Here is a 26,769-nt window from a genome sequence, read left to right as displayed (position 1 = left end):
TCTTCTCCTGTAGGGTGTAAGTATCTTACGACAGTATCGTAAGATAATGCTATTTTTATATCTTACGATATTAAAAAGCAACAGGGAGAGCGAAATAAATAGCAAAAAAGAGGGGGTAAGCCTTTAGCACACCGCTTTTTGCCTCTGTACCATGAACTCCTGCGCACCGGTTTACAGAACTGCGTCAGTGCTTTCTGCCGGAACCGGACAAAGCAGCCATTGTGTTGCGCCGTTGCCGCTATCTCCTTACTATTCATAGCGTATTCTGATAATAACAAGCGAGTATTGGTATGGAGCCAGAACGTACTACTTCACAGCAGCCGCCGCAGGAAGCCCCTTCGCTGAAGCTGCTCTTCAGCGCCCTGTTATTGGTTATGCTGCTTGCGGCCCTTGACCAGACGATTGTCTCCACCGCGCTGCCCACCATTGTGGGTGAGTTGGGAGGGCTTAATCAGCTTTCATGGGTGGTGATTGCCTACACCTTAGCCTCTACTATCGTGGTGCCTTTATATGGCAAATTTGGCGATCTGTTTGGGCGCAAAAAGGTTCTGCAAATCTCGATTATGCTTTTCCTTCTTGGCTCTGCACTGTGTGGCGTCGCGCAGAATATGGATCAGCTTGTTCTGACCCGTGCGCTACAGGGGCTGGGCGGCGGGGGATTGATGGTGGTCAGCATGGCCGCGATTGCAGATGTGGTGCCGCCCGCCGACCGTGGCCGCTACCAGGGGCTGTTTGGTGGCGTGTTTGGCCTTGCAACGGTCATCGGCCCGCTCACAGGCGGCTTTATTGTGCAGCACGCATCGTGGCGCTGGATCTTCTACATCAACATTCCTCTCGGGCTATTTGCACTGTTAGTGATAGGCGCGGTACTGAGGCCGGGCGGGAAAAGAACGCAGCACGAGATTGATTATCTCGGCGCCTTTTATCTCTGTATGGCGCTGGTAGGTATCACGCTCTTTACCAGCGAAGGCGGCAGCGTAAAAGCGTGGTCAGATCCGCTGCTCTGGTGCATTCTCGCGTTTGGTGTGGTGGGCCTGATTGGTTTCATCCATGAGGAGCGTCTGGCTGCTGAGCCTGTTATTCCTCTGACGCTGTTTCGCGACCGGAGCTTTCTGTTAAGCAGCCTGATCGGTTTCATTATTGGCATGTCGCTGTTTGGTAGTGTTACTTTCCTGCCGCTCTATCTACAGGTCGTCAAGGCGGCCACGCCTACGCAGGCGGGGATGCAGCTGCTGCCGTTAATGGGGGGCTTACTGACCACTTCTGTTATCAGCGGACGGATAATCAGCAAGACAGGGCGCTATCGCCTTTTTCCCATAGCGGGCACTCTGTTCGCCAGCGTGGGAATGGCATTGCTGACCACAATTACCACCGAGTCGCCCACCTGGCATCTCTATATTTTCACCTGTGTGATGGGGATGGGCCTGGGTATGGTAATGCAGGTACTGGTGCTGGCGGTGCAGAACACGGTAGCGCCAAATCTGCTGGGTGTCGCCACGTCAGCGGTGACGCTGTTCCGTTCGATAGGCGGTTCAATTGGCGTGGCGTTATTTGGTGCGGTTTTCGGCCAGGTGCTTGAAAGAGGGCTGGAGCGGCTGATCCCAGCAGGAAGCGAACTGCCCCGCAGCCTGGATCCCGTGGCGATACAGAATCTGCCGCCAGCCCTGCACCATGACTACTTGCTGGCCTTTGGCGACGCGATCCATGCCGCATTTATCATGGCAACCAGCGTGATGGTGGTGGCTTTTGTTTTAGCCTGGTTTTTACCGGAAAGTCCTTTACGCAGGAAATAGCAGCGGGCAAGTCTGGTCATAAACAGATCGCCCTGCGGGGTAAAAACAGAGAATATTCTGGCGGGGAAAAAGAGTTTCAGACAAAAAATGTCACGCCAGAAATATTTCCGTTATTACATATCAAGTAAAGATAAGTAAGGGTAGCTTTACATGATTCAGACCCGCGAGTGAATAAGGTATAAGTTTCATCTCTTAAATTGACTACCTGGCTCTGTCCCATGAAGCAACATACCGTTCTGCAATCTCTGTTTCCGCTGATCTTTCTGGTTATTGCGGGGTGTGCTTCAAAACCGGATTCCGCAAGTCAGGATCTCCAGAATATTACGCAACCATCGGCAGATGGGGCTGCGCAACCCGACCTTATTCCGGTGCTGGCTGCACTGCACGATCAGATGCACGCCTGGCAGGGAACACCCTATCACTGGGGCGGCACCAATCTTGAAGGGGTTGACTGCTCTGGCTTTGTCTGGCGAACGCTGAAAGATCGTTTCAATCTTCCTGTGAGCCGGTTGACGACCACCGAGCTGGTAAAAATGGGCACGCCGGTAGAGAAAAAGCAGCTCAGAACCGGCGACCTGGTCTTTTTCCGCATCCATAATCAACTTCATGTTGGCTTTTATGATACCGAAGACCATTTTTTGCACGCCTCCTACAGTCAGGGAGTGATGCGTTCTTCTCTTGATAACCCCTACTGGAAATCAGTTTATTATCAGTCGCGCAGGCTGAATAAAGAGGTCGGTGCGGAGATCTCATTCAATGCGGAGAAGAGCAAAACAGAACTCGCCCGTCAGTGATTTTTGACCATCAGCTGTTAAACTCAGGGATTGAGCTTAACAGGAGGCGGTATGAAATTAGGCTTTGCCTGCAAATTTTTAAACGAAGCATTAGAGCAACCTCTGCCGTTCCGGGCTACAACACGTAAGAGATTTCTCAGCCTGAATAATGAAGATCAAACCAGACTGCTCTCTGAGATAGCCAGCCTCAACTTAACTCAGCTTGGAGCCACGTTAAAGCAGGTTGCGCAGATGCCAGCCGCGCTGAGGATGATGCGAATTGGCAGCGATCTGCTGCCTTTATATACTGTTCCTGAAGCCGGCCCTGTTTATGCAACGTTGTTGCCAGACCTTGTTCCCTTATTCAAATCCTGTGGCGAGTTTGCCAGAGAGAACGCTATCAGGCTTTCATTCCATCCTGGCCAATATACGGTGCTGGCTTCAGACAACCCTGGCGTTGTTGAGCGGGCAATCGAAGATGTTGAATACCATACGCTGTGCGCGACGTTGATGGGCTATGGTCAACAGTTTCAGGATTTCAAAATTAATATTCATATGAATGGTAAAGGTGGTTTCGAGGGGTTTAAGCACGCCTTTAACCGCCTCAGCCCTGAAGCAAAACGAATGTTAACCGTTGAGAATGATGAAGTATCCTGCTCTTTAGATGATGTTCTGCAAGCGGCTGAGCTGTGTCCGATCGTGCTGGATATTCACCACCACTGGGTGAAAGAGAATGAATTTATCAAACCTGACGATGCGAGGATTAAAGAGATCAAAGCCTCCTGGCGTGGCGTTCGTCCGGTTATGCACTACTCCATTTCTCAGGAAGGATTGATCCCGCAAGAGGGCTTTCCGGATCAGAATACGCTTGGTCTCTCTAAAATGAAATTACGCGGCCATTCGGACTTCTATTTTAACCCCACGCTGAATGACTGGGCTTTATCCTTTGAAGACTTTGACATCATGTGTGAAGTGAAAATGAAAAACATCGCCAGGGACAGGCTATATCACTACAGCCTTGACCGTCATCGCTGAACGCCGGAAGAGGGACTTGCTCAGCCCTGACAGAGAGTTTCCACCGGGGCGACGGGCATCGCCCCAGGGAAAATACCCTCAACGGCTGAGAGTGGCGTTCAGGGCATCGATTGAGGTTTGCAGTCCCGCTTCCACGCTCATGGTCAGGTCTTCCATCTCCAGCGACACGTAACCGTCATAACCGGTCATTCGCAGCACCGAGAAAAACTCTTTCCACCATTGCAGATCCTGTCCACAGCCCACGGCAACATAGTTCCAGGTCCGCGTTTTGGTGTGGGTCACGGGCTGAGACTCCAGCAGTCCATCAATATCTGCCAGACCGCGCTCAATACGGGCATCCTTACCGTGTACATGGTAGACGGCCCCTTCCAGTCTGCGCGCTGCGGCGACAGGATCTGCACCCATGGCAATCAGATGGGACGGATCCAGGTTCATGCCAATCATCTCACCAACCGCTTCGCGCAGGCGGAGCAGGGTGGAGGCGTTATAAACCAGCTGGCTGGGGAACGCTTCAAGCGCAATTTTCTCAACGCCGTGCTCCCTGGCATGTTCAGTGAACTTCTGCCACCAGGGGATTGCCACCTCGTTCCACTGATAGTCAATAACGCCGGGCATGTAATCGGGCCAGGAGACGGTGGAGGTTATCCAGTTAGGAATACGGTCTTCCGGGCAGCCGCCGGGCAATCCACTCATCATGACTATCTTTTTTACGCCAAGCTTGCCTGCAAGCTCAATGGCACGGTAGCTGCTCTGGCTGTGCTTTTCACCCAGCTCACCCGGTGCAAGAGGGTTGCCGGAACAGTTAAGCGCAACTATTTCCATTTCCCGAAGCGTCAGTTCGTGACGAAACTGCTCCAGCTTTTCAGAAGAACTAAGCAGCGTTTCTGTGGGGACATGGGGGCAGGGAGACCAGCCGCCGGCGGTCATTTCTACGCCGGTAATACCGTAAGCCTTCACTCTGTCCAGCATTTCGGGAAACGTAAGATCGGCCAGAACATCGGTGCATAATGCAAGTTTCATCATTTATCCTTGAAAGATTTCAGAACGGCGTAAGGCTATAAAATTTGGCAGAGATATTTCTGGCTTATTCATTCCCATTACTCATTTATTAAGCAGTCCGATTTTTTAATGAATAATAAAAAAGAGGAAAATGAAAACGCGCTGCCTGCTTTAGCGTTTTTCCGTGCGCTGTAAAAGTTATATCAGGATGAGGCTGGAAAACCATCATGGGCATAGAGTAAGAATAAGCACCGTGCGGAAGATCATAAAATTGAATAAATAAACCCCTGTATAAGCGCTCCTGGTCACACTTTATGATTTGCCAATTGACATAGCAAGAATGAAGATGTTTATGGAGCCGCTTGATTCAGAGGCAGTGAGACTTCACTACAATCAAGATCCCTTGTTCACCTCGCAGGCCTTATAAACCGTCGTTTCTCTTCAGGTTATCCTAAAGCAGCCAGCATCCTTCCAGAGTAAAAAAATAATTCTCTGCCTCTACTTTAATGATAATTTAGTTCAGGCCTGCGGTAAGGTGAAAGTGGTGGTAACTATACGGGAGGAATTATGATTACTCATTGCCTGAACGATCGATCTTCTTTCACCGGATTTGATGCGGCGGGCACGCCACGCCTGCTGTTTATCTGTAAAGCGGAAGGAAAGGAAGCCGCTATGCCACGCGTTATGCATAAACATGACGAGCGCTTTGAGCTGATGTTTATTCAGCAAGGAAGCGGGGTGTACAATATTGATGGCAGGGGATATCACGTCAAACGGGGGGATTTACTGCTCTTTAATGCAGGTATTCTGCATGATGAAAATCCCACTGCCTCTGATGACCTCCTTATCCTGAGCTGTGGCGTAGAGCAGCTGAAATTTACGGGATTGCCATTAAACCACTTGACCCCTCGTTCGCAGGTTGCCGTTATGCCCAGCGGTAAGTTGTGTGAGAATATTCAGCAACTCTTTCACCAGATATGGCATCATCTTAGCGAAAATAATAGCGGCAGCGGGGAAATTGCCTCTCATCTTCTCTGCGCATTGCTGCTTCTCTGTCGTAACCTGTGGAATGAAAGCCAACAGGAGTATGAAAGTGCCGGAGACTTACTGGGCCAGCGTATTAAAGATTATCTTGATCGCTATTATAAAAATGATATCGATTTGAAGTCGTTAACGGCGGCTCTTAATATGAACTCTTTTTATCTGGCCCACGTGTTCAAAGCGTTTTCAGGCTATTCCCCTAAACATTATCAAACCCGCAGAAGAATTGGGGAAGCCCAAACGTTACTGCTCGGGACGGCATTGGGCGTTGCGGACGTAGCGAAAGCGGTAGGTTATGATCACGTGAATAATTTCCACCGTATTTTTCATAATCTGGTGGGTATTCCGCCAGGCCAGTACAAAAGGTTCTGGCTGAGCGGGCAAAAGAGGGCCTGAATTCAGGCCGCGTGAGATCAATCAGGCTTCAGATAAAGTCTGATTGATCTCAGTTATACCGACGGATTAAGCTGAAAGCGGCCAGGTAAAATTATTCTGGCCGACAAACTCAGGGCTATCTTATCAACGGGATCAACGCAGTTCAGGCCATGCCACCGCAGGAATACCGTTCAGCAGCGGTCTGGCAAACAGGAATCCCTGGAAATTAAAGATCCCGGCAGACTCCAGCCACATCCACTCTTCCGCTTTTTCCACGCCTTCAGCGATAACCGCAATCTCCAGCGACGAGCAGCACTTAATGATCGCCTGAATAATAGCCTGTTTAGGCCCGCTTTTGTGGACGTCGGTAATAATGCTGCGGTCAATTTTGATTTTATCGGGCTGGATGCGTGAAAGCAGCAGCAGGCCGGCAGAGCCTGCGCCAAAATCATCAATAGCCAGACTGATACCCGCCGCTTTCAGCTGCCTGATGGCCAGTTCAAAATCATCGATTCTGGAGATAACTTCCGTCTCGGTTACCTCCACCACGATTTGTTCAGGGACCAGGCCATGATCGTGGATCAGGCCGAGCAGATAATTCACGGCGTCGGGTACTTCAACCAGTGCCATAGGCAGTAGATTAATAGAAAGCGTCAATCCCTGAATATTCAGCTCTTTCGCCAGGGAAAAAGCATGGGCCTTAGATTGCAAATCCACATGGTAAATTTCCTGCCGCGAAAGCTGGGAGAAATAGTCCAGGGGAGGAAGTCCCGATTCGCTGCGTATCAGCGCTTCCAGCGAAACAATTTTTCTGGCGAGCGGATCGATAATCGGCTGGAACGCAAAGCTAATCCCCTGAGAGGCGGGAAGGGTGGAGACTTCAGCCTCTGCGGCATCGATATCGGTAATAAAATCCCAGTGCTCTGCCGGAGGCACTTCGAAATAGTTTTCCGTTTCCATCGCTTCAACAAAGGTACGGAGAAATTGCAATGCCCGATCGTCGTAAGTGAGCTGATATTTGGACGTACCTTTATTCAGAATCGCCTGCAAAACGGTAGGTCTGTCGTGTTCCCTGAGATCAAAAAGCTCCATACCCACATTACCAAAACGGCGTGATGGTGCGTAATCACGCATCAGTTCTACCAGATTGTGATGGCGACGATCCTGACAAATATGGTCGTAAACCGAGCAGACGGCTTTTTCAGAGCCTTCAAGGATCTGAAAAAAATGGGTGCCGTTAAAAAGTAAAATACCGGTAATGCCCAGTGACTCATTCAGCAGATTGGCTTTTTTTACCAGTGCTGCCAGAGACTTAACCGGAACGTCATCAGCAATATGACTGCGGTAGATAATGGTAATCAAGTTCGGGGCCTTCCAGCTTTTTTATCCAGGGAGTCCTACTTTAACAGAAGGTAATAGAGTGTTGTCCAGTAGACCTTTAGAAATGATGATTGACGCGCCCTGAAAGCGAAAGGTTAAGTCAAACCAGTCAAAATTTGCAGACATCTTAAGGCAAATTATCGGAAAAGAATGTTCCGTTATTATGCACTATATGGAAAGTGGTGCTAAATTTTAGAGGTATACTCAGAAAGTAACGGGGGAAACGTGCACGGCAAAGACTGGAATTATCCTTCAGAAATTTGCGCGGTTATAGGCAGGGCCGTATCGGAGCTTATCAGAAGAGAACAACCTCTTGGTAAAAAGAATGTTCTTGCCATGTTGCAGCAGCACAGTAAGCAGACGGCTGATGAAAAAATGAAAGCAGTCTATCTTCAGGCGCTACGTCATATTCTGGAAAGTTTTCACTGATCGTTGTGCAATCGGGTCAGGACGCCTCCCGGCCTTCTCTCTTCAATCCTGGCTATTTTCTGCATTACACTACAGTGACGGACGCCTGAAACATCCCCGCATTCTACTCTACCTTTTAGTGCTTCTTGCTGCCGTCTGGCGATCCATCGCGGGGAAACAGATATGAAATATCTTCATGTTCCGGCTGCTCTGAACCCGCTCCCTCGGTTTCAAAAAAGGCGTAATTCCTCAACTCGGCTATTGCAGAGCGACAGGCTTGCTGTCTGAAGATATCTTTTTCGGAAGCCGACATAGCGTGAAGCAAGCGCAACAGATTGGTGCTGGTGATGCTGGCGTCATCTTTCAGCAAAACCATCACGGCTTCACCTAAAATAATGTCGGTTAATCTTTCTTCATCGTCTTTGTACATAACAACGTCTCTGGTTCAGTGATGTGGGCATAACGGCAATGACCACAGGTACTGGAAGCAAACCTTGTTTTGCAGCAGTCAGCAGGGTGGCAGCCTGGACTTTGGCTCAGACGGGACTGCCAGTCAGATTGTCGTGTTGATCATATTTTGCGGATAACTGAGAAGGACAAAAGATGTTGTAATCCTCAGTCATCACGCCCAAACAACAGGCCAATCAGCGCATAGTAGTGCTGCTTCTGCTCAGGTTCAGAAGCCAGTTCAAGCTTATTTAACAGCGTCACACAAAGCGTTTTACGGTTAAGTACTTTACCCGTACGCAGGATCTCAAATACGGCCTGACCAAGTATCTCTTGCTGCGAAGGAATAACGGTTTCGCTAAAAAAATGGCTGAGATCATTTTCAGTCTTAAGGTTTGTTTCGCCCTGACGCATAGAGGCCCCTCAGTCGTAAATTTTGTGGAATGATTCACTCCGTAGCCGATAAAGTTATACAAAACTTTGTTGCTTGTACAGTAACGAAATGCTTTTTACACGAACTGGTAATGTGAATTAATTTTTTATCCAATAATTTCAGTGGCATAAGAAAAAATTTGGCTTAACCGCTTATTCAGGTTGAAGAGGGTACCTTTTACCAGTCAGAGGGGTATCTTGATAAAATCCGGGTACTTAGCCTCATCGAGTGTAGAGGTTTACCCTCCGCATCCTGCTGCTTCAGTACCGAAGCGAGGGAAAGGATCCCTTTCTGTGTTGCAGCGCAATGCAGGAATAATTGTTTATCTGTGTTAAATTATGGCAAAAGGATTAGGGCGCCATAATTACCTGAAGAGAGTAAGTGATGTAAAAATCTGGGTGTCGTGACCTCACCAAATATAAACTGATATTAATATCAGGCTATTTTCCATCAAATATTGTTTAATTCTTAAATTTTAACTTAAAATAAAAGCCGCTATTCTGAACAGGCAAGCGCTGATAAAGAAGAATGCTATTATTCTTAATAAAAATGGAGAAAGCGCTTAATAATATGTAAGTCATTTTTTATCAATCGGTTACGCAAGGCAAGATTTAATTTCAACGGAATATCGGGAAATAAGCAACTATTCGGATTTAATCACTTTTTTTACCCTTTTTTTGTACTTTTGTGCTGAGAAAGGCTGGCAGAAAAGGGTGCCTGGCGAGAGTTAATCGTTTAATTACAAATGGTTATGCCAAATAAGCTGCCTCTTCCCGCTGCTTTTTATTCCACCAGGCACACTCATCCTTATTCGAATTAACATTGGTTTATCAGAACTTCTTTTGTAAAATTTATGCGGACTTTAATAGAGGAGAAAATGTGTACGACGATCATTCGCTCCATTTCGGAAAACAAGTCCGCAAATGGAGAAAGAAACACAAGCTCAGCCAGGAAGATTTATGTATTCAGGCTGAACTTGATCGAAGCACCTTAAGTGCTATCGAGAATGGAAAGCGTAACGCCAGCCTGACCACCATGCACAGTATTGCGCTCGCGTTAGGCGTCCCACTCAAGTTACTATTGAGTAAAGATTGAATTCGATGACAAACGATAAACAGGTCCGGTACAGATTTTAGTTAATCTGTCAGTGCCGAGTGATTTCCCCCTGGAGTATTTGCTCCTCACTCAGCACTGGTAATAATCCGACTAAGAATTCATTCTTTTTCATCCTGCGTCAGCACGATTTTTGACCCGCTAAACATCGCTGGTCTGGCATAGCCAAAAAAATCTTTGCTGACGCCTCTTATATTGATAACGCTCTGTGCAAATCACTTTTTCATTGCCGCTCTCTCATTTCTTCAATCCAGGCAAACTGGGTTGCTTACAGAAAACCCACTGTTTTTACAGCCGCGCGGACACTCTCCGGCACTGTTAACAGTAATGCCATAATTAACAGATAATCTCGCGCAGTTGTGCCCATTGCCGGGCTGGAATGCTGACAGACTTTATTCTCAAACAGGAGATTTTCATGGCTGATTACAGATCTGCACAATGTCATTGTGGCGCGGTACTCTTTAATGTTGAACTCACTGATGGACTTAACACGGCCACTCGCTGCAACTGTTCCTTCTGTAGTATGCGCGGTGCAGTAGTCGTCTCTGCCAACAAAATAGAGGTGGTGAAAGGGCAGCAGAAGCTCACACAGTACCGGTTTAACAGCGGTGAAGTAGCACATTACTTCTGCTCAGAATGTGGTATTTATACTTTTCATCAGCGGCGCTCTAATCCTGAGATTTTTGGCGTTAATGCCGCCTGTCTTGAAGGCGTTTCGCCTTTTGATTTTGCTTCAGTGGATGTCAGTAATGGCCTCAGTCATCCAAAGGATGGCGGCGTTGGTGGCATTGCGGGTAAAGTGAAGTATTTCCCCAATTAACTAAGGCAGTACCTGGTCGGGAGCCTTGAGCACCACTTCCGCTGCTTTACTGAAGTAAGAGTCAGCAGCGTCAGTGAGTGAAACAAGGGAACTATCCCGCCTTTTTGCCTCTTTCAGCGCCAGAACAGCTTTCCGGTGCGCTGAATTCTTTTCATCTTAATCAGCACGCTACCGCGCTGACCCCTTCAGCTACTCCACCAGCGCCACGCCCGAATTCTTCAGTTCTGTAACGGGGAAACCAGAGCTGTTTGCCGGACTGCAACCTGACGATACCCTGAAACAGGTTTTCCGCGATTATTATCCGGTACCTTATAGCAGTAAGGGGTTTACGCATCCCGTTTGACTCTTTCGTGGCAGCCAGGCCGCCGATAATGCCCGCTCTCAGGCGCAGTTTATTATCGTCAAGTTTTTGCAGCGCTATTCTCAATAAGCACCCTCTCAACAGCTGGCACTGAACAACAGGAGCAAGAATGTCTGTGAATGAAGTTGCCCACACCGTGTTTTATGGTCGGGCTGGCGACCCGAACGATCTTGCCATGCCTGGAGCGAAGGCCATTGGCGAGGCGCTGGCTCGCCAAAGCGGAATCAGCCCTGTGTTTATCGGCACACCGAAACCGGCGCTTAACGGCAGCTGGCAGCAGGAGCTGGATGCCGCCATGCCTGAACTCAGGGCGATGCAGCGCCGTTTTGAAGAGGTATTCCGTAGCAAAGCGCTCTCTGTTGCCGCAACCGGCCGCTGTGTCGTCTCGCTTGCAACCTTACCTGTGGTGGCAAAATACCATCCCGGCGTCTGTGTGGTCTGGTTTGATGCCCACGCCGATCTCAATACGCCAGATGTTTCGGCATCGGGTTACCTGGGAGGCATGGCGCTGGCGGGGCCGCTGGGGCTGTGGGATAGCGGACTGGGGAGCGGCCTCAGGCCTGAGCAGATTGTGTTAGTGGGGCAACGCGATATTGATCCCTCTGAATCGCTGCTTATTGCCCGGCATAACATAACATGCCTGCAACCTGGTGAAGGGCTGGCAGAGCGCCTTCAGCAAGCCATTGGCGGGCGCGCTGTCTATGTTCATCTGGACTGTGATGTGCTGGAGCCTGGAATCGTCCCCACAGATTATGTTATCGCCGGCGGGCTTACTCTGGCAGAGCTGAAGGGCTGCTGTGAAGTGCTGGCCTGCCAGCCTTTTGTGGGAATTGAAATAGCTGAGTTTCAGTATTGCCGGGAAGGGCAGGAGGATGTCGTTTCACCCGAACCTCTGCTGGAGGCGCTTTCTCCCCTTCTGAACAGAGAGAGTGAGCTGAGTCGCCGATGATCTGCGTCTGTCTTCAGCCAGAAAAGCTATCTGGCTGAAAACAGCGCTACTTTTCACTCCGGCTTCTCATTCAGGAACTCTGCTTTTTAGCGTCATTAGACGAGGGCAGATGATAAAAATCCTGCAACCTGCTTTGGTTCTCACGCAGACGCTGAGGTGAGGCGTATCCGCCATTACGTCCTGCCGTAAACTGCACAGAATGTTGAAGAAGCCATTTTCTGGCTTTCCATATTTCTATAACGCGCTGGTCATCATTTTCTTCTGCAGCCATCTGCTTAAGCTGAATTGACAAGCTTTCACTGCTTACCTCTTTTCGGCTGTCAATCAGGCTCATGGTAGCTTCGCCGAGAAGAATATGGATTTTATCGTAATCGTCAGAATCAGACATTTTCTCCTCCTGTTAAATAGTGTTTAAAGCTTAATACGCTTCCTGACATTTGTGAAATAAATACCACAAAAATAGTTCATTTCATTAATTTTAAGTTTAGAGAAGTGTAGTTAACTAATTGTTTTTAATGTCTTTTATCAAATGTAATTAATTTCTTCCTGATGAATATTTTCAGTCTCATTTCGTGATGAAAAATAACGGCAGAGGGTCGATTGTCCAGATTTATCTTAAATAATGAAATTATAAAGATATATTTGAATTAAACCTTTTAATAATTGCGTAAGAAAAATTTATTAAAAAAACGTAATAATGACCTCTGCATAACGGCTGACGCGAAATTCAATGATTAATTATATTTATGCATCTGGATAATATTCTTACTGTATGGCTAAGTTTACTTTATACCTGAGCCAGCCCGTTGCGGGCTGGCTTATCAGACGTATCAATCGCGCTGATTACACCAGAACGGGGTTATGCTGCATCAGGTGATCGGCCAGCGTATAGGGCGCTTCACTCACCAGGTTGCTGTCAATCGGAGCCGGCGCAACGTGTGAATCTGTTGCGACAACATCACCCTGAGCCAGGGAAACCGCTCCGGCTGAAGTCTCATCCTGTGCAGCAGAAGGCGCATAGAAATCCAGCAGTGCATCCATATTAAGGGCGTTCAGATGTGAAGCCACTGTGACAGTGTCACTGGCCGAGGCACTATTACCCGCACTGTCGTGTGCTGTTACCTTCAGTTCATAATCGCCATCGTCCAGCGGGGCAAGTGCCCCGGCAGGAATGGTCAAAGCCCAGTGGCCATCGGCTTTTATGGCCGCACTGTAGCTTTGATCGCCAAGCGTTAACGTGACCGTGCTGCCCTGATCAAGATGAGTCGATGTCCCCTGTAGCAGATGCCAGGTATTCACATCGTTCGCATCCACCACGTGATCATCAAAAGGGGTATTCAGCGTCAGCGTCGGCAAATTGTGGGTTGCCACGTTAAAGAAGTTCGTGAGCGTTTGCGTATCGCTGTTGCCGTACTCATCCCAACGGTGCGCGAGAGCCGTGACGGGACCCTCTGCCAGCGCCAGCAAATCTTCGCTGGGAAGCGTGACCTCTCCGTGATCCGGCAGGTAGGTTTTGCCATTTATCTCCAGCTCATTCACGCCCTCGATATAGAAGCTGAGACCCTGCTGCGCTTCCTGATAATTCAGCGTCATATCACCGCCAACAGACATTTCGTAATAGACCGGAATAAAGCCAGTAACGATATTCAGCTCATGGGTCATATCGGTGTAGTTTTTCGCCCCATCATGATACCAGGCATGAATTTCACCATTTTTGGTGAATCCCGGCATATCGGCAGCGGTCACCAGTAGCTGCCAGTGCCCCTGCGCATCGATCGTAGCAACGTGTTCTTTGCCATCGGCCCCTTGAAGAATCAGCTCCTGACCCACCGTAACGGTAGAGAGCGACCCGCTGAACAGCAGATCGTGCTGGCTTTCAACCAGGTTAATAACGTTGTCATCAGTCACTTTGTCAAAGCGGATGTCTGGCACGCTGCTCATATGCGTAATCAGCGTCAGGTCGTGCGTCACGGTACTGGTGTTACCATTGGGATCGACGGCGGTGACGCTCAGACTATGAACGCCATCCTGCAAAGACAATAACTGCTCCGAAGTGAAATGGCCGTTCCAGGTTCCGTTACTGGCCGCAGTAGCTATTACGCTGAAGGCACCCAGTTTCAGCGTGATTTTGCTGCCGCTGGCCATATGGGTTGAGGTGCCGCTGATATCCACCCCGTAAATACTCTCTGCATAATTAACCGCATTATCGCCGCTGACAGTGTCGATCGTCACCGTTGGTTTGATGGTCTTATCCACAAAGACGCCAAATTCAACCTGAGTATCTTTGCTGTTACCGGCGCTATCCGTAATGGTGAGCTTCAGGCTGTAGTAGCCATCAGGCAGATCCTTCAGCACCTCCGGCGGCATTGAGGCGTTCCAGTAACCCCACTTGTTGACTGTACTTACCCAGCTCTGGTCGTTGAAGGTCAGAGTCACGGTAGAGCCAGCTTCGCCAACTGCCTGACCACGCAGGTGGATTGGTTTGGCTGCTTCCCAGGCAGCAATCACGCCATCAGTAGCAACAGGCTCGTAAGGACGCAGGGCTTCTGGAGCCTCCGCAGCCACTGCGCTCACCGCTAAGGTATTATCAGCGGGCGCGCTGAGCGTGCTTTCACTCTCCTGGGCAGAAACCGGGATAACGACACGGTTAGTCTCTGCGGAAAGGGGTGCTTCTAAAACAGCATAATCACTGACTGCGGTCTGAAAAATAGAGTCCAGACGGAGGGAGCGGTAATCGTCGCGTTGAGACATAGATAACCTCGATTGATAATTTTGGCGTGCAAGTCATCAGCACCACTCAACATTGCCGGATGACGGATCGGTTTGCAGGCCGGACTAAACGGCCCGTTTCCACTAGTTGAAACGGTCTACCCACGGGTAAAAAAAACAAATAAGCGTTCTTTTATCGGAACGAACAGGAAACTTCTTTTTCTGGTTTTATTCTCAGGAAGGAGTCACTCTGCTTAAGATGAGCACACCCTAATCGTTCGCAGGATTTATGAATAGTGGCTTAAATCTGGAAAGCATGAGAATCACGCCGGAGTAGCAAAAATAATTAGCTAAACGGGTAAAAGAAATTTTTGAGACACCCGCGCAGAAGTTTATCTGGGCGGGTGTTAAAGAGCAGCGGTTGATCCCTCCAGAGTCGGGTAACCAGAGAAGACAGAGTTAGTCGTGGTAAACCTGGCTGCGTCCACCATCAATCAGAATATCAGTGGCATTGATAAACCTTGCTTCATCCGAGGCGAGGAACAGGGCGGTATAAGCCACTTCACCAGGTTCACCGATCCGTTTACCGGGTAACAACTCCTGCTGTTTCTGGCGTTCTGCTTGCGGGTCCGGGCAGCTGGCCAGCCACTCTTCTGCTGCCGGAGTCATAATAAGGCCGGGCGAGATACTGTTGATGCGGATCCCCTGGCTGGCATACTCCACGCCAAGCGAGCGGGTCAGGCCAATCAGCCCATGCTTCGCAACGGGATAGGGGAAGGCCCCCGGTATGATTTTGTGACCATGGACAGAAGCCACATTAACAATATTCCCGTACTGACGTTTCAACATGCCAGGCAACACGCTGCGTATCAGGTTCCAGGGGCCTTGAAGGTTAACGTTCATACAGTGCTGCCATTCCTCACCTGTAAGGGCTAAAGGATCACGAAAGACATTAAGTCCTGCACTGTTAACCAGAATATCTGTATGACCAAAAGTGGCTTCAATCTTTCGGACAGCCTTCTCAATCTGCTCAGGATGAGTGACATCTGCCGCACAGGCCAGAGAGCGTTGTCCTGTTTGCCTGAGGCTGGCTGCCAGATCTTCGGTTGTTTCCGTGGTTAAATCCAGCAGGGCAACATGCGCGCCTTCGCGGGCAAAAAGCGTGGCGATAGCCTGGCCAATGCCGCTTCCGGCACCGGTTATGATTGCGGTTTTATCTTTCAGACGTAGTGACATTTTCGCTTCCTTATGATCAAGACGGGAGAACCAGCCAGTCCGCAAGCTCCCAGCGCTGGCTGCCACGCGTTACTTCAATCAGTGGCCAGTTGCCACTGCGCGTCAGCCACTGCTGGCCCCCATCGGTGAGTAAAAGCGTATCTTCGCTTTTTACCCCTTTTAACGTAGGGTTCCAGGCCTGCGCAGTATCGGACTTCAGCTGACCGGGGGTCTGTGGGGTGACGATCCAGTCTCGGCAGCCATAGCCAGCCGGCCCTCCCTGATGATGCTCTCGCCAGCTTTCGGGCCAGCCTCGATCCCGGTATGCCCGTTCTGTATCCGCAAAGATCGCCTGCCAGCTGCGGTCGATTTGTAAGGCGGTAAGAATATCGGCATGAATTTCTGCCAGCATCCTGATGCGCTGCCGCAAAGCGGGGGCGGGTTGGCCAAAATGCACCATCCGGGTCAGGCTTACGTTAAGACCATCCCGTTCCGCCCCCAGCGTAATAAGCATCTTCTTTGACAGGCGCGTTTCGCCGGGCACAGGATGTTTGAAGGCGGCAATACGCTCATCAGCCGCTATTAACGTACAGACCGGCCGGATACCGCGCTCAAGGCATCTTTTCGCGATTTCCGCCTCTACTTCCCGTTCACTGAGGCCTGTTTCCAGCTGGCGTGCAATATCTTCAACCAGATCAGCCGCCTCTCTGCCCAGAGCGCGAAAGCGCTGCTTTTCATTACTGTTTAATCCCTGACGTAACTCAGGCATCTTATGGCTGATATTTATCGCCGGGGAGAGGGGAATATCACTGCCAATTTTCAGCGGCTCAAGGCTTTTAAGTGTGGCCTCCAGTGAGACGTACCACGGGTAAGCGCGTGTTTCGCAGGTAAATGGCAGCGGCTCTTCTGCAAGGATGCGCGGCATTTCATTATCCGGTGCCAGAAGAGTGACTGCATCAGCGGTGACAAGCAGACTGGCGACGCCGGTTTCGGCACGCTCTACCACATAATAGCTGGCACCCTCTGTCAGCCAGGCAACGTTATCCCGCCGGTTAAGCAGTAGCGCATCCAGCTGCCAGGCGGCAAGAGCAGCCCGAAGAACCTGTAGTTTCTCGCTCATATTGCGACCTCCGCTTGGGGATCGGGGAAGGCAGCCCGCTCATGATCCATAATTAACTCGGCAGCACGGTGGGCAATGGCCATCACCACAGCATTAGTATTGCCACTAATAATATTGGGCATAACAGAGGCATCCACGACGCGGAGTTTTCTGCATCCCCGCACCCGTAAGTCGGAACTCAGTACGGCCATCGGGTCGCTCTCATGCCCCATGCGGCATGTGCCTACCGGGTGATAACCTGTTTTCACCATCCTTTTGCAATGCTCAATCAGCGCTTCATCACTTTCTACTTCCGCCCCCGGAAAGATTTCCTTCTCTACCATCGAGTTCAAAGGGGCCGCCGCAATGACTTTGCGGGCAAAATGAAAACCAGCCAGTGTGCGTGCTAAGTCGTCCGGATGACCAAAAATTTGCGTATCCACCACCGGCATTGAAGCGGGATTGGCATCATGCAGGGTTACGCTGCCACAAGCTTTTGGTCGCAGTAAAAGGGAGTTTATGGTGACGCCATGTCCCGGATCGGCACCCATCACATCACGATCAAGATAGACTGTCGGTACGCAAAACATCTGAATAGTCGGGATGCCGTTGAAATCAAGCGGGTCGAAAAAGGCACAGGTTTCAACCCCCGTCGTGGTCACCGGGCCGGTTTTAAACAGCAGATACTCAATGCCGGCTTTGATCATCGGCCAGCCGCGATCCTGCCCATAATAGCCCCAGGCGCCACGGGTAGTAGCTACGACCGGCACCTCGTAGTGATCCTGTAAATTCTGTCCCACGCCCGGAAGGTGGTGACGTACAGGTATACCCCGTTCGGTAAGATGATCTTGCGGGCCAATTCCTGAGAGCATCAGGAGCTTAGGCGTCTGATAGGCGCCAGCTGCCAGGATAACCTCCTTATTTGCCTCAACATGATATTCCTGACCCTGACGACGATACCGGACGCCCCTGGCTTCATTACCTGCAAAGACGATTTCCTGCACCTCAGAGAGCGTTTCAATCACCAGCCGTTTGTTGCCACGCAGCGGAGTAATAAAGGCATCCACCACGCTACAGCGCTTGCGGGTTTGCCAGTCAATGGTGTGCTGCATAAACCCAACGCCAAAGGGATTACCGCTGTTAAAGTCTGCCGTATAGGGAATACCCAGCGTCTGCATCGTTTTCACATAGGCGCGGCTGAGAGGACTGAAGTGACCAAGATGAGATATTTTCAGCGGCCCGCCGGTGCCATGACTGGGTGCGCCAAGATGATCGTTATCTTCAACCGCCGTGTAGTGTGGCAACAGCGAATCCCACGACCAGTCATCACCCTCATGGTGCAATGCCTGGTTCCACTCCTCATAATCCTGGCGATGTCCGCGCATATAAACCATAGCGTTGACGGTAGAGCCGCCTCCCAGCACTTTTGCCTGCGGCACAATGACGCCGCGGCCATTCAGCTGCGGCTGTGGCAGGGTTTTATGGAGGGTCAGATATTTATCGCTGGCGAGATATTTCATATAGCCAGCCGGCATTTTCAGGACGGGGTGATAGTCATCACTGCCCGCCTCCAGCAGCAGAACGGTGGCATTGCTCTCTTTGACCAGCCGCGAGGCCACAATACAGCCAGCGCTGCCTCCTCCCACAATGATGTAGTCAAAACGTTTCATCTCTTTCCCTTTATTTCGAGGTCACCGGATCCAGTTTGCGTAAGCGTCTGGCCGCGGGGTTATTCTGCTCACCCGGATCAAGCGGGCTGAGCAGGAAGCACCATGAGGTCACTGCGCTAATGAGATAGAGCAGGGCATAACACCAGATAACGCCTTCTGTACCGAACAGCGCATTTAATCCGCTATACAGCGCCGGGCCGAAGAAAGTAGAGAGTCCCGCCGAGAAGCAGTAAATAGCCATCGCATTACCTTTGTCTTTAGGGGCGCAAAGTGAGGAGAAGAGCGCGGCAGCAGGAACATAACCGCAAAGCGTAATGCCATAAAGGCAGGCGCAGAGCACGCTGAGGAAGAAGCTTCCACCGCTCCACTGCGGCACGAAATACATCAGCAGCATCGCTATCCCTGACCCCAGGCCGCCAAAGAAAGTCAGCACTTTGCGCCAGCCGATGCGGTCACTTATCTTGCCAACAATGGGGTTAAAGCTCATGCCCACCAGGCCCATAATGGTGATCAGGCTCAGATATTCTGTCTGGGAAAACCCAATGCGCTCGGTGAAAAAACCAGGAAGAAAAATAAAGAAGCCAAAATAGGGCGTTGTATTGATGATGCGTACCACAGCAGCGGCCGCAATACGCGGCTCACGCCACAGAATATCAATACCGCCCATCAAGGTGCGCCACGTACCCTGGCTTCGCTGTTGATCGTCCAGCAGGGAGCTGTAGCCGCTTCGCTCTTTAACGGCCAGCAGCATGATCGCCATGCCCAGCACCACAAGAACCAGCGAGAGCCAGAAGGTGGCATACTCGCCGATCGCTCTGATAGAGAAAATGGCGACTAACGAGCCAAGCGTCGGCAAACCGCCGGTAAATGCCAGCCAGAACCAGCCCGTTGCCGAGCCGCGCATCTCCGTGGGAGCGGCCGACTGGATCCAGACCAGAAAGGCATAGGCAAACATCGGATAGGCAACACCGCGCAAACCATAGGTGAGAGCAATGCCGACAAAGCTCTGCGCCGGCAGAGCAAACGCCAGGAATAAAATCTCAAAGACTATCCAGATAGTGCCGCCCAGCAACATCACTTTACGCGGGCCTATCAGGGTAGAGAGCGAGCCGGCAAGCCAGGAGCCAAGCGTTACCGTGATGCCATAGAAAGCGATGACCGTGGCGGCAATATCCAGCGTAAAACCGTTATGACTTAAATAGGGGGCGAGGTAATTAGACTCGACGCCGTCGCCAATCATAAAAAGCAGGACGGCAATATAGCCCCATGCCAGCGCAGGCGGGATGCCGAGCCGGACAAGCAGAGAAGAGGCTGCCGGTGATGTAGTCGTTGTCATAGCAGGTGATTCCGTTTGTAGGGTTATGTATCAGGCCTGGTAAATAAAACGTTCGCCCGGCATCAGCAAATGAAATTTCTTTCCCGGATAACGGGTCAGCATGTCATCAACGAACCAGGCAGGATTGTCACTGTTACAGCTGAAGAGATCGTAATGGCAGGGCAGCAGGAGATCGCTGCCTATGGCATGATGCAGGTCAGCGGCGTCACGAAAACTCATGTTAGGCATGATGCCGCGAGCTTTGCGCGCCGAGTCGCCCCCATTAATGGGAAGCAGGGCAATGTCAGGTTTAAGAGAGTGCATCTGAGCCTGTAAGGCCGGTGTAACCAGCGTATCGCCGCTGTGCCAGAGACTGAGGTCATTACAGGTGATGTGGTAACCCAGATAACGATCGTTACCTTCCTCATCGCATTCATAATCGCTGTGCGCTGCCGCCACAGGCAAAATTTGAAATTCCCCTGCCTCAATAAGTTGCCCGGTTTTTGCAAGGTGTATCTGACCGGCCATGGCTGGCATTTCCCTTTGCAGGGCGCGACCATCAGGTGCCGGGATCCAGTACGGCAGCTCAGGTGAGCAGAGTGCAAGCGGCCCCAGCGTACCCCAGTCCATATGGTCATCATGATAATGGGTGATCAGGATAGCGTTGCAGACTGCCAGCGCTTCCGGCGGCAGTACGGGCGGGAAGCGGCGCACAAATTCTGTACCGGGATTATGCCGTTCGATGGCATCACTCAGGTAAGGATCGATGGCCAGCAAATCACCCGCATGATTTTTGATAATGATGCCCGCCTGTCCCAGGCTCCAGATAGCCAGCGCATTGGCGGCAACGCAGGTGTTAACCAGCTCCTTTGCCAGGCAGGCTGGATCTCTGAGTGTAAATGCCATAATCGCTCCTCATTGCTTGATGAAGAGGGACTTTAAAGCAATCACCGCGGGCTGGCTGAAGGTACAGTCACAGAAGTCAGTTAACACTGTTTACTGAAACGGGCATACTCAGAACAGGCCAAAGCAGACGGGCAGCAATGATGAACCAGCAGGGGTTGAATAATTCTCAGGTACGCAGGCACAACAAAGCGCTCTTTATGAGGCTGATGTGGCGATATAAAAGGCTGAGTAAATCACAGCTGGCCCAGCTAAGCGGGCTGACTATTCCGGCCACCAGTAAAATTCTTCAGGAGCTGATTGATGAAGCAAAAATCGATCGTACTGATCTGGCGCTGAGCCATCGTGGCCATAACGCTGGCAGTTTTCAGCTTCCTGTAAGCGGCCCCTGGACGCTCTGCATGTGTATCACGCCCACCCGCATTGAGTACCAGCTGGCGGATGCGCAGCTGGTGGCCAGGGGAGAATGTCAGCAGAAAACCATTGCTGTGGTTGCGCCTGAAGCCCTTCTGACAGAGACAGAGGCGCTATGGCGAAAGGTGTGCCAGCAATGGCCCGGCAAAAAAATAAACCTGGCGCTGGCGGTACATGGTCAGGTTGATCCCACTACCGGCGTTTCTCAACATATGCCCCAGGCGGCGTGGAAAGCGCCTGTTGAGCTGAAATATCTGCTGGAGGAGCGTTTAGGGATCGAAGTCAGAGTCGATAACGACTGCATCATGCTGGCGCTGGCAGAGAAGTGGCTTAACAGTAATCAGCAGCGTGAATTCTGCGTGATTAACGTTGATTACGGGATAGGGTCATCCTTTGTGATCAATGGCGAAATTTTTCGCGGCAATTTATACGGCAGCGGGCAGATAGGGCACACCATAGTCGATCCTCAGGGGGCACGCTGTAGCTGTGGCCGCCAGGGGTGCCTTGAAACGGTCGCCTCGCTCAGCGCGCTTAAACAGGCTGCAAGGTCAAAAAACAGTGAACTGCCGCCTCAGACAAACCGACAGCTTTTCGCCGCTTGGCAGAAAGGGGAACCCTGGATTGCGGCCTGGGTTAATCATGCAGCCGAAGCCATCGGCATGAGCCTGTATAATTTCCTGAATACGCTGAATATCAATCAGATATGGCTTTATGGCCGCAGCTGCGCCTTTGGTGAAAGCTGGCGGCAGACCATCATCAGACAAATTGATTTTAATCCTTTTGATCCGCGCGACAGCCTGAAAAGCCGCGCGACTAATATCCATTTTGGCGAACTAGACCGGGCGAGCCAGCTTTTAGGGATTGGTTACCTCTATGTAGAAAACCCCTCTTTACACTCGGCTGGTTCACCATCATGACAGAACCAGGTGCGGCATTCAGATAAGGTGTCTATCCCGCCCGGAACGATCTATTTTGACGCTGAACCCGGCTCTGAAAGCAGGCGGTGTCGCTGTGCTTTCTGCGCTTCACTCTGCATGCGGTTCAGGATATCCCCCTCATATTCAGCGTCATCGCTGCCATAAACATATTCGTGACCGCTCATCAGCGCATACCAGGCCCGCGCGGCGACTTCGCTGGGCCTGGTTGGCTGGCTGGCTCCCACTTTGGTATCACTCTGACCCGCGTTTTTAAAGAAGTTGGTTTCGGTTGCGCCCGGGAGCAGCAAAGTCATATTCAGACCAGACCCTTTCAGCTCGTTGCGTACAGCCCAAAAGAAAGAGTTCACAAAGGCTTTGGTGGCGCCATATACGGATTCAAACGGCACCGGGGTGGTGCCGGAAATGGATGAGGTCATCAGCACGTGACCGCTGCCGCGCCTGACCATCTCAGGCAAAAAGATTTTTGACAGATGAACAAAGGAATCGACATTAAGGCGAATAAGATCCAGCTCTTTTGCCAGTTCAGTGCCGTCCGGTTCCCCAATAAACCGCCCCCCAAGACCCTGACCAGCGTTAATCACCAGTGCATCAATGGCAAAAGCCGCTTCATCCACTTTCGCCTTCAACATCTCAATGTCATCATAGCGGCTTAAGTCTGCTGAAAAAGCGTGAACTGCGCCACCAAATGCCTTCAGCTCTGCACAGGCCTTTTCCAGTTTTTCTTCGCTACGTGCCACGGCAATGATGTCATAATTATTCTGGGCGAAAAGTTTAGCTATTTCAAAACCAATGCCGCCCGAAGATCCGGTAATCAATGCTGTTTTTTGATGCATACCCTATTTCCCTTCTGAATTTAAAATCACATTAACCTTAGCATTGAATATTTAAGCGTGCTCAGAGTGGATAATGAGATTAGGGTGGCTGGGTTCTTGCCAGGATGATGTGGCTTTTAAATCAATAAGTTAGTGATAACTCCCTGTATCATTTTTTAATAAATCTGATTAAGTTATTGCCGTGAAAATCATCATAATATAATGAAATGTGTTATCTACAGGCTCAGTGCCGTAATGAATTACACTGCTATTACCTGACTGATAAATAGTAGTTATATCGGCCCATGCTGGTTACTTATTAACTCCGGCTCTCTCCTGAAACAAAGAAACAGCGACAAAGGTTATCGTCTTTCTGGTTTGCCACGGTGAAGAGAGCACATGCCATTTTTGGTTTCCCTGGTAAGTCTGAGAGGGAATCAGGTCGTTATCTCTCAAGCAGAGGATCGTCAAAGTTGAGATTCGCAGAAGAGGGTGACCAACAACAGCCGGGCCATCATCATCCCTTATCCAGGCCTGTTCCCTTTACAGACCCCTGTTAACACATCGCTCAAAAAAAATACTGGATATCTGAACAGGTGTTTGTATAATAATCCTACTGCCCGCTGGGTATTGGTAAGGTTAGTGAGGGGTAAACCCATGATGATTTCGACTGAAAGCCTTAAATCGTTGGAACAATCGGTCACAATGAGCAGCCGTGAACTGGCTGAGATGACCGGCATCACGCATGGAGAAGTTAAGCGGTTATTTAAAAGTCTGGAAACTGCCCAGCGTCTGTCGCAACCCATTATCGTTAATGACTATGAGCGGGAAGGGGAAGTGCGTCAGGAATATCGCCTGAATAAACGGGATTCGCTGTTGGCGGTTGCCCGTTTATCGCCAGGCTTTACGGCTGAGGTGCTGGACCGCTGGCAGGATCGCGAAAAAACCACCCATTTGCCTGACTTCACCAATCCGGCCGAAGCGGCGCGCGCCTGGGCTGAGCAGTTTGAACAGCGTCAGGCTGCCGAGCAGCAGCTGGCGCTGTCTGCCCCAAAGGCGGCGTTCTTTGACAGTTTTATGGAGGTCCAGGATTCCCTCGGCTTTCGTCAGATTTGCAAACTGCTCAAAGTGAAAGAGCCGGAGTTCCGCCAGTTCCTGCTGGAACGCAATATTATGTATCGTGCTAAAGGCACCCTGACGCCGCAGCATCACCATCTTCAGGCCGGTTACTTTACGCTGCACTCAGGCGTGGGAGAAAACCAACACGCCTTTTCCCAGGCGCGTTTCACCTCCAAAGGGGTGAAATGGGTTGCCAGCCTCTGGGCAGGACATCTTGCCGCCCAGCCTAAAGGCGCTGCGGCCTAGGCCTGGTGTGGTCACGCCCTTAGCTGTTCGCGGCCAGAGAGTTATTCCTGGCAGGCAACAGGTGTGAGAAGAAAGCATGAACATAAAAGGCCGCAGCGGAGTGCGGCCTTTTTAATTCTTAAGCTACCCATGCGCCCGTAAGCCAGGGCAGAAATGAGGCCCTGGCTCTCACTTATTTTTCTGTAGCCTGTTCCGGCATCAGGCGGTTGATGATGCTGTAGTTTACGGAGGTCCAGAATTCAGAGGCTTTGGCATCGGCAATGCTATGTTCAGACTGCTCGATTTCGGCCCACGCTTCCGTACAGAGGTAATCTTCCAGATCATTCAGGGAGTCAAAAGAGAATACGCTGATCCCATCTATTTTCTCTCCTTCCGGATCTTCCTGAGTCATTTTGAAAGAGTGAAGTTGAGCATAGCGGCGGACATACTCCCTGGTCGCAGCCTTAGAAACCACCAGATCGGCATGTTCATGCAACCATTGACGTTGAAAATCTTCGCGGGAAAGTGAATCCTGGCGGTAGTGGATTTTAACCAGACTGAAGGGATCACGATGGCGGATGCTGGGAATAATGATGTACTCACGGGCCAGCTGCCGCGTGACTTTGCGGAAAACCGTTTGCTCATCGGCGACTATCCGCTTTGCATACTGCTCCTGAGCAAGCGTCTGTTCTACATCCTCTTCACTTTGATAAGCAATATAGGCAAATCCATCCCAGGAAGGACGGCGATAGGGCGGCACCTGGGCGGCGGGGTTCGCTACTAACCGCCCCCCGGCATCAACCATAGCGCGATAGGGTGGAAAAAAAGAAGAGGAGGGGCCGGATGGCAGTCGGTGAACCTGATCGTAACGCAGCACCGTCTCATTCTGGGTATCCGGGCCGGCCCAGGCGAACTTGGGGCCGTGAACTTTACGCCAGTACTCATCGTAATGCTCAAACGCGAGGTTTGGCTCAGACTCCAGCGCAAGTTGGTCACTGTGATGTTCCGGATCTTTGACCTCATTCCCCTGAGAATCAACCCCGGAGCCACTATCCTGCGGGCGTAAGTTTTCAGGCGTATTATCGCTTCGACGGAGAAGCGTTGGGGTCACTATAAGGGGCTTCGTTGTTGAGAATGATGATTGCAAAAGCGGCGGCCGTTGTAGCATGTCTGAACGAGCGGGATCGCTGAACCTGATTTTATCGTTCATATTTTCTCCTGATAACTGCACTTCTCATTTTCAAAACTCTTCTGGCAAGCCTTATCGTCGGGATAATGCTCGCTGAATTTTTCGTTAATGTTTAAATATAGCTTTCTGGCAGCCATCAGGATGAGGCTTTAAATTTTTCAGAACATATTTACCGCTTCAGTCCCTTTGCTCACTTATGACACCACCTTACCGCGTACAATCACTTTCCCAGGTTTGCTGTCACTGTCTGTAATACGACGGAGAGCCAGATTGAGAGCCTGCCAGGCAATCTCCTGTAGATCGTGCGTGACGCAGGGGAAATGGAAACCGTAAATTTCGGCGTGCGACACGGCGTCAATACTGAACAATTTAACCTGATTCATCAGTTTCAGCTTATGCTCAATACAGGCTTTGACAATACCCAGGGAAATCTGGTTATTACAGCCAACAAAGTAGTCCGGTGCCTCATTGCTGTTCAGCCAGCGGCTGGTTTCCTGCCAGGCGACATCCATAAAAAAATCGGCATACAATACTTCAAACGACGCGACTTTACCCTGCAAAGCCGCCTGTAAACCTGTCACCCTTTCTCGCGCCACATTAGAGTTCTCTGGCCCGGACACCACCACTACGCGCCCGGCTTTTTGTTCAAGCAGCCAGCGTCCGGTTTGCAACCCGCAGTCCAGGTTATCGATATAGACCCCGCTACAATGTGCAGCCTGTAGTTCGCGATCCACCAGCACAACCGGAATATTAAGAATTTCCAGCCGCTTCATATAGGCGGGATGATAGTTAAGATCGTTGGAAATCACTGACAGAATAATGGCATCAACGTTATAGCCAATCAGCTTGTCGATAATGCGGTCTTCCGCCTCCTGTGATTCATAAGAATCAAACACCAGCGTGTCATAACCCATTTTTTGCGCTTCCAGCGTCATCAGCCGTGTCAGGCCGCCAAAAAAAGGATTAGCCATATCGGGATTGACGATACCGATAGTTTTACTGGCTTTTGCCCGCAGGTTGCGGGCAGCCGTATTCATTACATAGCCAAGCTGTTCAGCCGTATCGCGAATGCGTTGCAGCGTTTCAGGATGCACTTTCTCCGGCTGTGAAAAAGCCCGCGAAGCGGTAATTTTACTGACGTTCGCCTGCGCAGCGACGCTTGCCAGCGTCGCCTTTCGTCCCCGACCTGCTGCCAATTTCGGCTCCTTGGTTTAAGCACATCATTTTGTATCAT

24 protein-coding genes are annotated in these 26,769 nt (G+C 50.5%); 10 read left to right on the top strand and 14 right to left on the bottom strand.

Translation table 11 applies throughout. The annotated features are described in order from the left end of the window. The first annotated feature begins 290 nt into the window (after positions 1-290). The 3 genes from AAH450_RS05210 to AAH450_RS05200 all read left to right on the top strand — a co-directional run bounded on the left by AAH450_RS05210 (position 291) and on the right by AAH450_RS05200 (position 3,601). Positions 291-1,793, top strand: coding sequence for an MDR family MFS transporter (locus AAH450_RS05210; protein ID WP_342909227.1), 1,503 nt, complete (start codon positions 291-293; stop codon positions 1,791-1,793). Between the two features lie 218 nt (positions 1,794-2,011). After that, positions 2,012-2,587: a C40 family peptidase gene (locus tag AAH450_RS05205; protein ID WP_342909226.1), complete on the top strand. Its 576-nt coding sequence runs from the start codon at positions 2,012-2,014 to the stop codon at positions 2,585-2,587. Positions 2,588-2,638: 51 nt separating this feature from the next. Beyond that, positions 2,639-3,601: a UV damage endonuclease UvsE gene (locus tag AAH450_RS05200; protein WP_342909225.1), complete on the top strand. Its 963-nt coding sequence runs from the start codon at positions 2,639-2,641 to the stop codon at positions 3,599-3,601. 78 nt (positions 3,602-3,679) lie between these two features. Here AAH450_RS05200 and AAH450_RS05195 read toward each other — a convergent pair whose 3' ends face one another. After that, positions 3,680-4,621 (bottom strand): sugar phosphate isomerase/epimerase family protein, encoded by a 942-nt coding sequence (locus AAH450_RS05195; protein WP_342909577.1) that lies wholly within the window; start codon positions 4,619-4,621, stop codon positions 3,680-3,682. A gap of 546 nt (positions 4,622-5,167) precedes the next feature. Between AAH450_RS05195 and AAH450_RS05190 the strand changes: the two genes are divergently transcribed. Beyond that, positions 5,168-6,037 (top strand): helix-turn-helix transcriptional regulator, encoded by an 870-nt coding sequence (locus AAH450_RS05190; RefSeq protein WP_342909224.1) that lies wholly within the window; start codon positions 5,168-5,170, stop codon positions 6,035-6,037. A 132-nt stretch (positions 6,038-6,169) separates the two neighbouring features. On the opposite strand, the gene AAH450_RS05185 is transcribed toward AAH450_RS05190, so the two are convergent. Continuing rightward, positions 6,170-7,378 (bottom strand): diguanylate phosphodiesterase, encoded by a 1,209-nt coding sequence (locus AAH450_RS05185; RefSeq protein WP_342909223.1) that lies wholly within the window; start codon positions 7,376-7,378, stop codon positions 6,170-6,172. Positions 7,379-7,621: 243 nt separating this feature from the next. Here AAH450_RS05185 and AAH450_RS05180 point away from each other — a divergent pair, with 243 nt between their 5' ends. Then, positions 7,622-7,825, top strand: coding sequence for a hypothetical protein (locus tag AAH450_RS05180; protein WP_342909222.1), 204 nt, complete (start codon positions 7,622-7,624; stop codon positions 7,823-7,825). A 115-nt stretch (positions 7,826-7,940) separates the two neighbouring features. Here the strand turns inward: AAH450_RS05180 and AAH450_RS05175 are convergent, their stop codons facing one another. After that, complete coding sequence (locus AAH450_RS05175; RefSeq protein ID WP_342909221.1) at positions 7,941-8,234, bottom strand: hypothetical protein; 294 nt, start codon at positions 8,232-8,234, stop codon at positions 7,941-7,943. Between the two features lie 185 nt (positions 8,235-8,419). After that, complete coding sequence (ycgZ, locus tag AAH450_RS05170) at positions 8,420-8,665, bottom strand: regulatory protein YcgZ (protein WP_342909220.1); 246 nt, start codon at positions 8,663-8,665, stop codon at positions 8,420-8,422. Positions 8,666-9,563: 898 nt separating this feature from the next. Here ycgZ and AAH450_RS05165 point away from each other — a divergent pair. From AAH450_RS05165 to AAH450_RS05155, 3 genes are all read left to right on the top strand, one after another. Then, positions 9,564-9,779: a helix-turn-helix domain-containing protein gene (locus AAH450_RS05165; protein WP_342909219.1), complete on the top strand. Its 216-nt coding sequence runs from the start codon at positions 9,564-9,566 to the stop codon at positions 9,777-9,779. 433 nt (positions 9,780-10,212) lie between these two features. Next, positions 10,213-10,617: a GFA family protein gene (locus AAH450_RS05160; protein WP_342909218.1), complete on the top strand. Its 405-nt coding sequence runs from the start codon at positions 10,213-10,215 to the stop codon at positions 10,615-10,617. A 470-nt stretch (positions 10,618-11,087) separates the two neighbouring features. Continuing rightward, positions 11,088-11,927: an arginase family protein gene (locus tag AAH450_RS05155; protein WP_342909217.1), complete on the top strand. Its 840-nt coding sequence runs from the start codon at positions 11,088-11,090 to the stop codon at positions 11,925-11,927. 70 nt (positions 11,928-11,997) lie between these two features. Here the strand turns inward: AAH450_RS05155 and AAH450_RS05150 are convergent, their stop codons facing one another. From AAH450_RS05150 to AAH450_RS05120, 7 genes are all read right to left on the bottom strand, one after another. Further along, the gene (locus tag AAH450_RS05150; protein WP_342909216.1) at positions 11,998-12,315 is read right to left on the bottom strand and encodes a hypothetical protein; all 318 of its coding nucleotides are present in this window, start codon (positions 12,313-12,315) and stop codon (positions 11,998-12,000) included. A gap of 455 nt (positions 12,316-12,770) precedes the next feature. Then, on the bottom strand, positions 12,771-14,678 hold the full coding sequence (locus tag AAH450_RS05145; RefSeq protein ID WP_342909215.1) for an Ig-like domain-containing protein: 1,908 nt from the start codon (positions 14,676-14,678) through the stop codon (positions 12,771-12,773). Between the two features lie 417 nt (positions 14,679-15,095). Beyond that, the gene (locus AAH450_RS05140) at positions 15,096-15,872 is read right to left on the bottom strand and encodes an SDR family oxidoreductase (protein ID WP_342909214.1); all 777 of its coding nucleotides are present in this window, start codon (positions 15,870-15,872) and stop codon (positions 15,096-15,098) included. 16 nt (positions 15,873-15,888) lie between these two features. Beyond that, on the bottom strand, positions 15,889-16,971 hold the full coding sequence (locus tag AAH450_RS05135; protein ID WP_342909213.1) for a M24 family metallopeptidase: 1,083 nt from the start codon (positions 16,969-16,971) through the stop codon (positions 15,889-15,891). Further along, positions 16,968-18,620 carry a GMC family oxidoreductase gene (locus AAH450_RS05130; RefSeq protein WP_342909212.1) on the bottom strand — a complete coding sequence of 551 codons (1,653 nt, stop codon included), beginning with the start codon at positions 18,618-18,620 and terminating at the stop codon, positions 16,968-16,970. Before AAH450_RS05130 ends, AAH450_RS05135 begins: the two co-directional genes overlap by 4 nt. 10 nt (positions 18,621-18,630) lie before the next feature. Next, positions 18,631-19,956, bottom strand: a complete 1,326-nt coding sequence (locus AAH450_RS05125; RefSeq protein ID WP_342909211.1) for an MFS transporter — start codon at positions 19,954-19,956, stop codon at positions 18,631-18,633. Positions 19,957-19,986: 30 nt separating this feature from the next. Beyond that, the gene (locus tag AAH450_RS05120; RefSeq protein ID WP_342909210.1) at positions 19,987-20,841 is read right to left on the bottom strand and encodes an MBL fold metallo-hydrolase; all 855 of its coding nucleotides are present in this window, start codon (positions 20,839-20,841) and stop codon (positions 19,987-19,989) included. Between the two features lie 140 nt (positions 20,842-20,981). Here AAH450_RS05120 and AAH450_RS05115 point away from each other — a divergent pair, with 140 nt between their 5' ends. Beyond that, a complete protein-coding gene (locus tag AAH450_RS05115) occupies positions 20,982-22,169 on the top strand; it encodes an ROK family protein (RefSeq protein ID WP_342909576.1) in 1,188 nt (395 codons plus the stop codon). Between the two features lie 50 nt (positions 22,170-22,219). On the opposite strand, the gene AAH450_RS05110 is transcribed toward AAH450_RS05115, so the two are convergent. Then, the gene (locus AAH450_RS05110) at positions 22,220-23,023 is read right to left on the bottom strand and encodes an SDR family NAD(P)-dependent oxidoreductase (protein WP_342909209.1); all 804 of its coding nucleotides are present in this window, start codon (positions 23,021-23,023) and stop codon (positions 22,220-22,222) included. Between the two features lie 636 nt (positions 23,024-23,659). Here AAH450_RS05110 and AAH450_RS05105 point away from each other — a divergent pair. Next, entirely contained in the window at positions 23,660-24,367 is a 708-nt protein-coding gene (locus AAH450_RS05105) for a phage antirepressor KilAC domain-containing protein (RefSeq protein ID WP_342909208.1), read from the top strand. Positions 24,368-24,539: 172 nt separating this feature from the next. Here the strand turns inward: AAH450_RS05105 and AAH450_RS05100 are convergent, their stop codons facing one another. Next, positions 24,540-25,556: an EthD domain-containing protein gene (locus AAH450_RS05100; protein WP_342909207.1), complete on the bottom strand. Its 1,017-nt coding sequence runs from the start codon at positions 25,554-25,556 to the stop codon at positions 24,540-24,542. Between the two features lie 173 nt (positions 25,557-25,729). Further along, positions 25,730-26,731: a LacI family DNA-binding transcriptional regulator gene (locus AAH450_RS05095; RefSeq protein WP_342909206.1), complete on the bottom strand. Its 1,002-nt coding sequence runs from the start codon at positions 26,729-26,731 to the stop codon at positions 25,730-25,732. Positions 26,732-26,769: the final 38 nt, after the last annotated feature.

The organism is Erwinia magellanica (assembly GCF_039023495.1).
GTDB lineage: Bacteria > Pseudomonadota > Gammaproteobacteria > Enterobacterales > Enterobacteriaceae > Erwinia.
Note: the sequence above shows the minus strand (reverse complement) of the source record. Positions and strands in the feature narration are given on the sequence as shown.

Excerpts from the sequence above, each read along its gene's own strand:
- AAH450_RS05210 (WP_342909227.1), top strand. The coding sequence starts at position 291 with ATGGAGCCAGAACGTACTACTTCACAGCAGCCGCCGCAGGAAGCCCCT.
- AAH450_RS05205 (WP_342909226.1), top strand. The coding sequence starts at position 2,012 with ATGAAGCAACATACCGTTCTGCAATCTCTGTTTCCGCTGATCTTTCTG.
- AAH450_RS05200 (WP_342909225.1), top strand. The coding sequence starts at position 2,639 with ATGAAATTAGGCTTTGCCTGCAAATTTTTAAACGAAGCATTAGAGCAA.
- AAH450_RS05195 (WP_342909577.1), bottom strand. The coding sequence starts at position 4,621 with ATGAAACTTGCATTATGCACCGATGTTCTGGCCGATCTTACGTTTCCC.
- AAH450_RS05190 (WP_342909224.1), top strand. The coding sequence starts at position 5,168 with ATGATTACTCATTGCCTGAACGATCGATCTTCTTTCACCGGATTTGAT.
- AAH450_RS05175 (WP_342909221.1), bottom strand. The coding sequence starts at position 8,234 with ATGTACAAAGACGATGAAGAAAGATTAACCGACATTATTTTAGGTGAA.
- ycgZ (WP_342909220.1), bottom strand. The coding sequence starts at position 8,665 with ATGCGTCAGGGCGAAACAAACCTTAAGACTGAAAATGATCTCAGCCAT.
- AAH450_RS05160 (WP_342909218.1), top strand. The coding sequence starts at position 10,213 with ATGGCTGATTACAGATCTGCACAATGTCATTGTGGCGCGGTACTCTTT.
- AAH450_RS05155 (WP_342909217.1), top strand. The coding sequence starts at position 11,088 with ATGTCTGTGAATGAAGTTGCCCACACCGTGTTTTATGGTCGGGCTGGC.
- AAH450_RS05150 (WP_342909216.1), bottom strand. The coding sequence starts at position 12,315 with ATGTCTGATTCTGACGATTACGATAAAATCCATATTCTTCTCGGCGAA.
- AAH450_RS05145 (WP_342909215.1), bottom strand. The coding sequence starts at position 14,678 with ATGTCTCAACGCGACGATTACCGCTCCCTCCGTCTGGACTCTATTTTT.
- AAH450_RS05140 (WP_342909214.1), bottom strand. The coding sequence starts at position 15,872 with ATGTCACTACGTCTGAAAGATAAAACCGCAATCATAACCGGTGCCGGA.
- AAH450_RS05135 (WP_342909213.1), bottom strand. The coding sequence starts at position 16,971 with ATGAGCGAGAAACTACAGGTTCTTCGGGCTGCTCTTGCCGCCTGGCAG.
- AAH450_RS05130 (WP_342909212.1), bottom strand. The coding sequence starts at position 18,620 with ATGAAACGTTTTGACTACATCATTGTGGGAGGAGGCAGCGCTGGCTGT.
- AAH450_RS05125 (WP_342909211.1), bottom strand. The coding sequence starts at position 19,956 with ATGACAACGACTACATCACCGGCAGCCTCTTCTCTGCTTGTCCGGCTC.
- AAH450_RS05120 (WP_342909210.1), bottom strand. The coding sequence starts at position 20,841 with ATGGCATTTACACTCAGAGATCCAGCCTGCCTGGCAAAGGAGCTGGTT.
- AAH450_RS05115 (WP_342909576.1), top strand. The coding sequence starts at position 20,982 with ATGAACCAGCAGGGGTTGAATAATTCTCAGGTACGCAGGCACAACAAA.
- AAH450_RS05110 (WP_342909209.1), bottom strand. The coding sequence starts at position 23,023 with ATGCATCAAAAAACAGCATTGATTACCGGATCTTCGGGCGGCATTGGT.
- AAH450_RS05105 (WP_342909208.1), top strand. The coding sequence starts at position 23,660 with ATGATGATTTCGACTGAAAGCCTTAAATCGTTGGAACAATCGGTCACA.
- AAH450_RS05100 (WP_342909207.1), bottom strand. The coding sequence starts at position 25,556 with ATGAACGATAAAATCAGGTTCAGCGATCCCGCTCGTTCAGACATGCTA.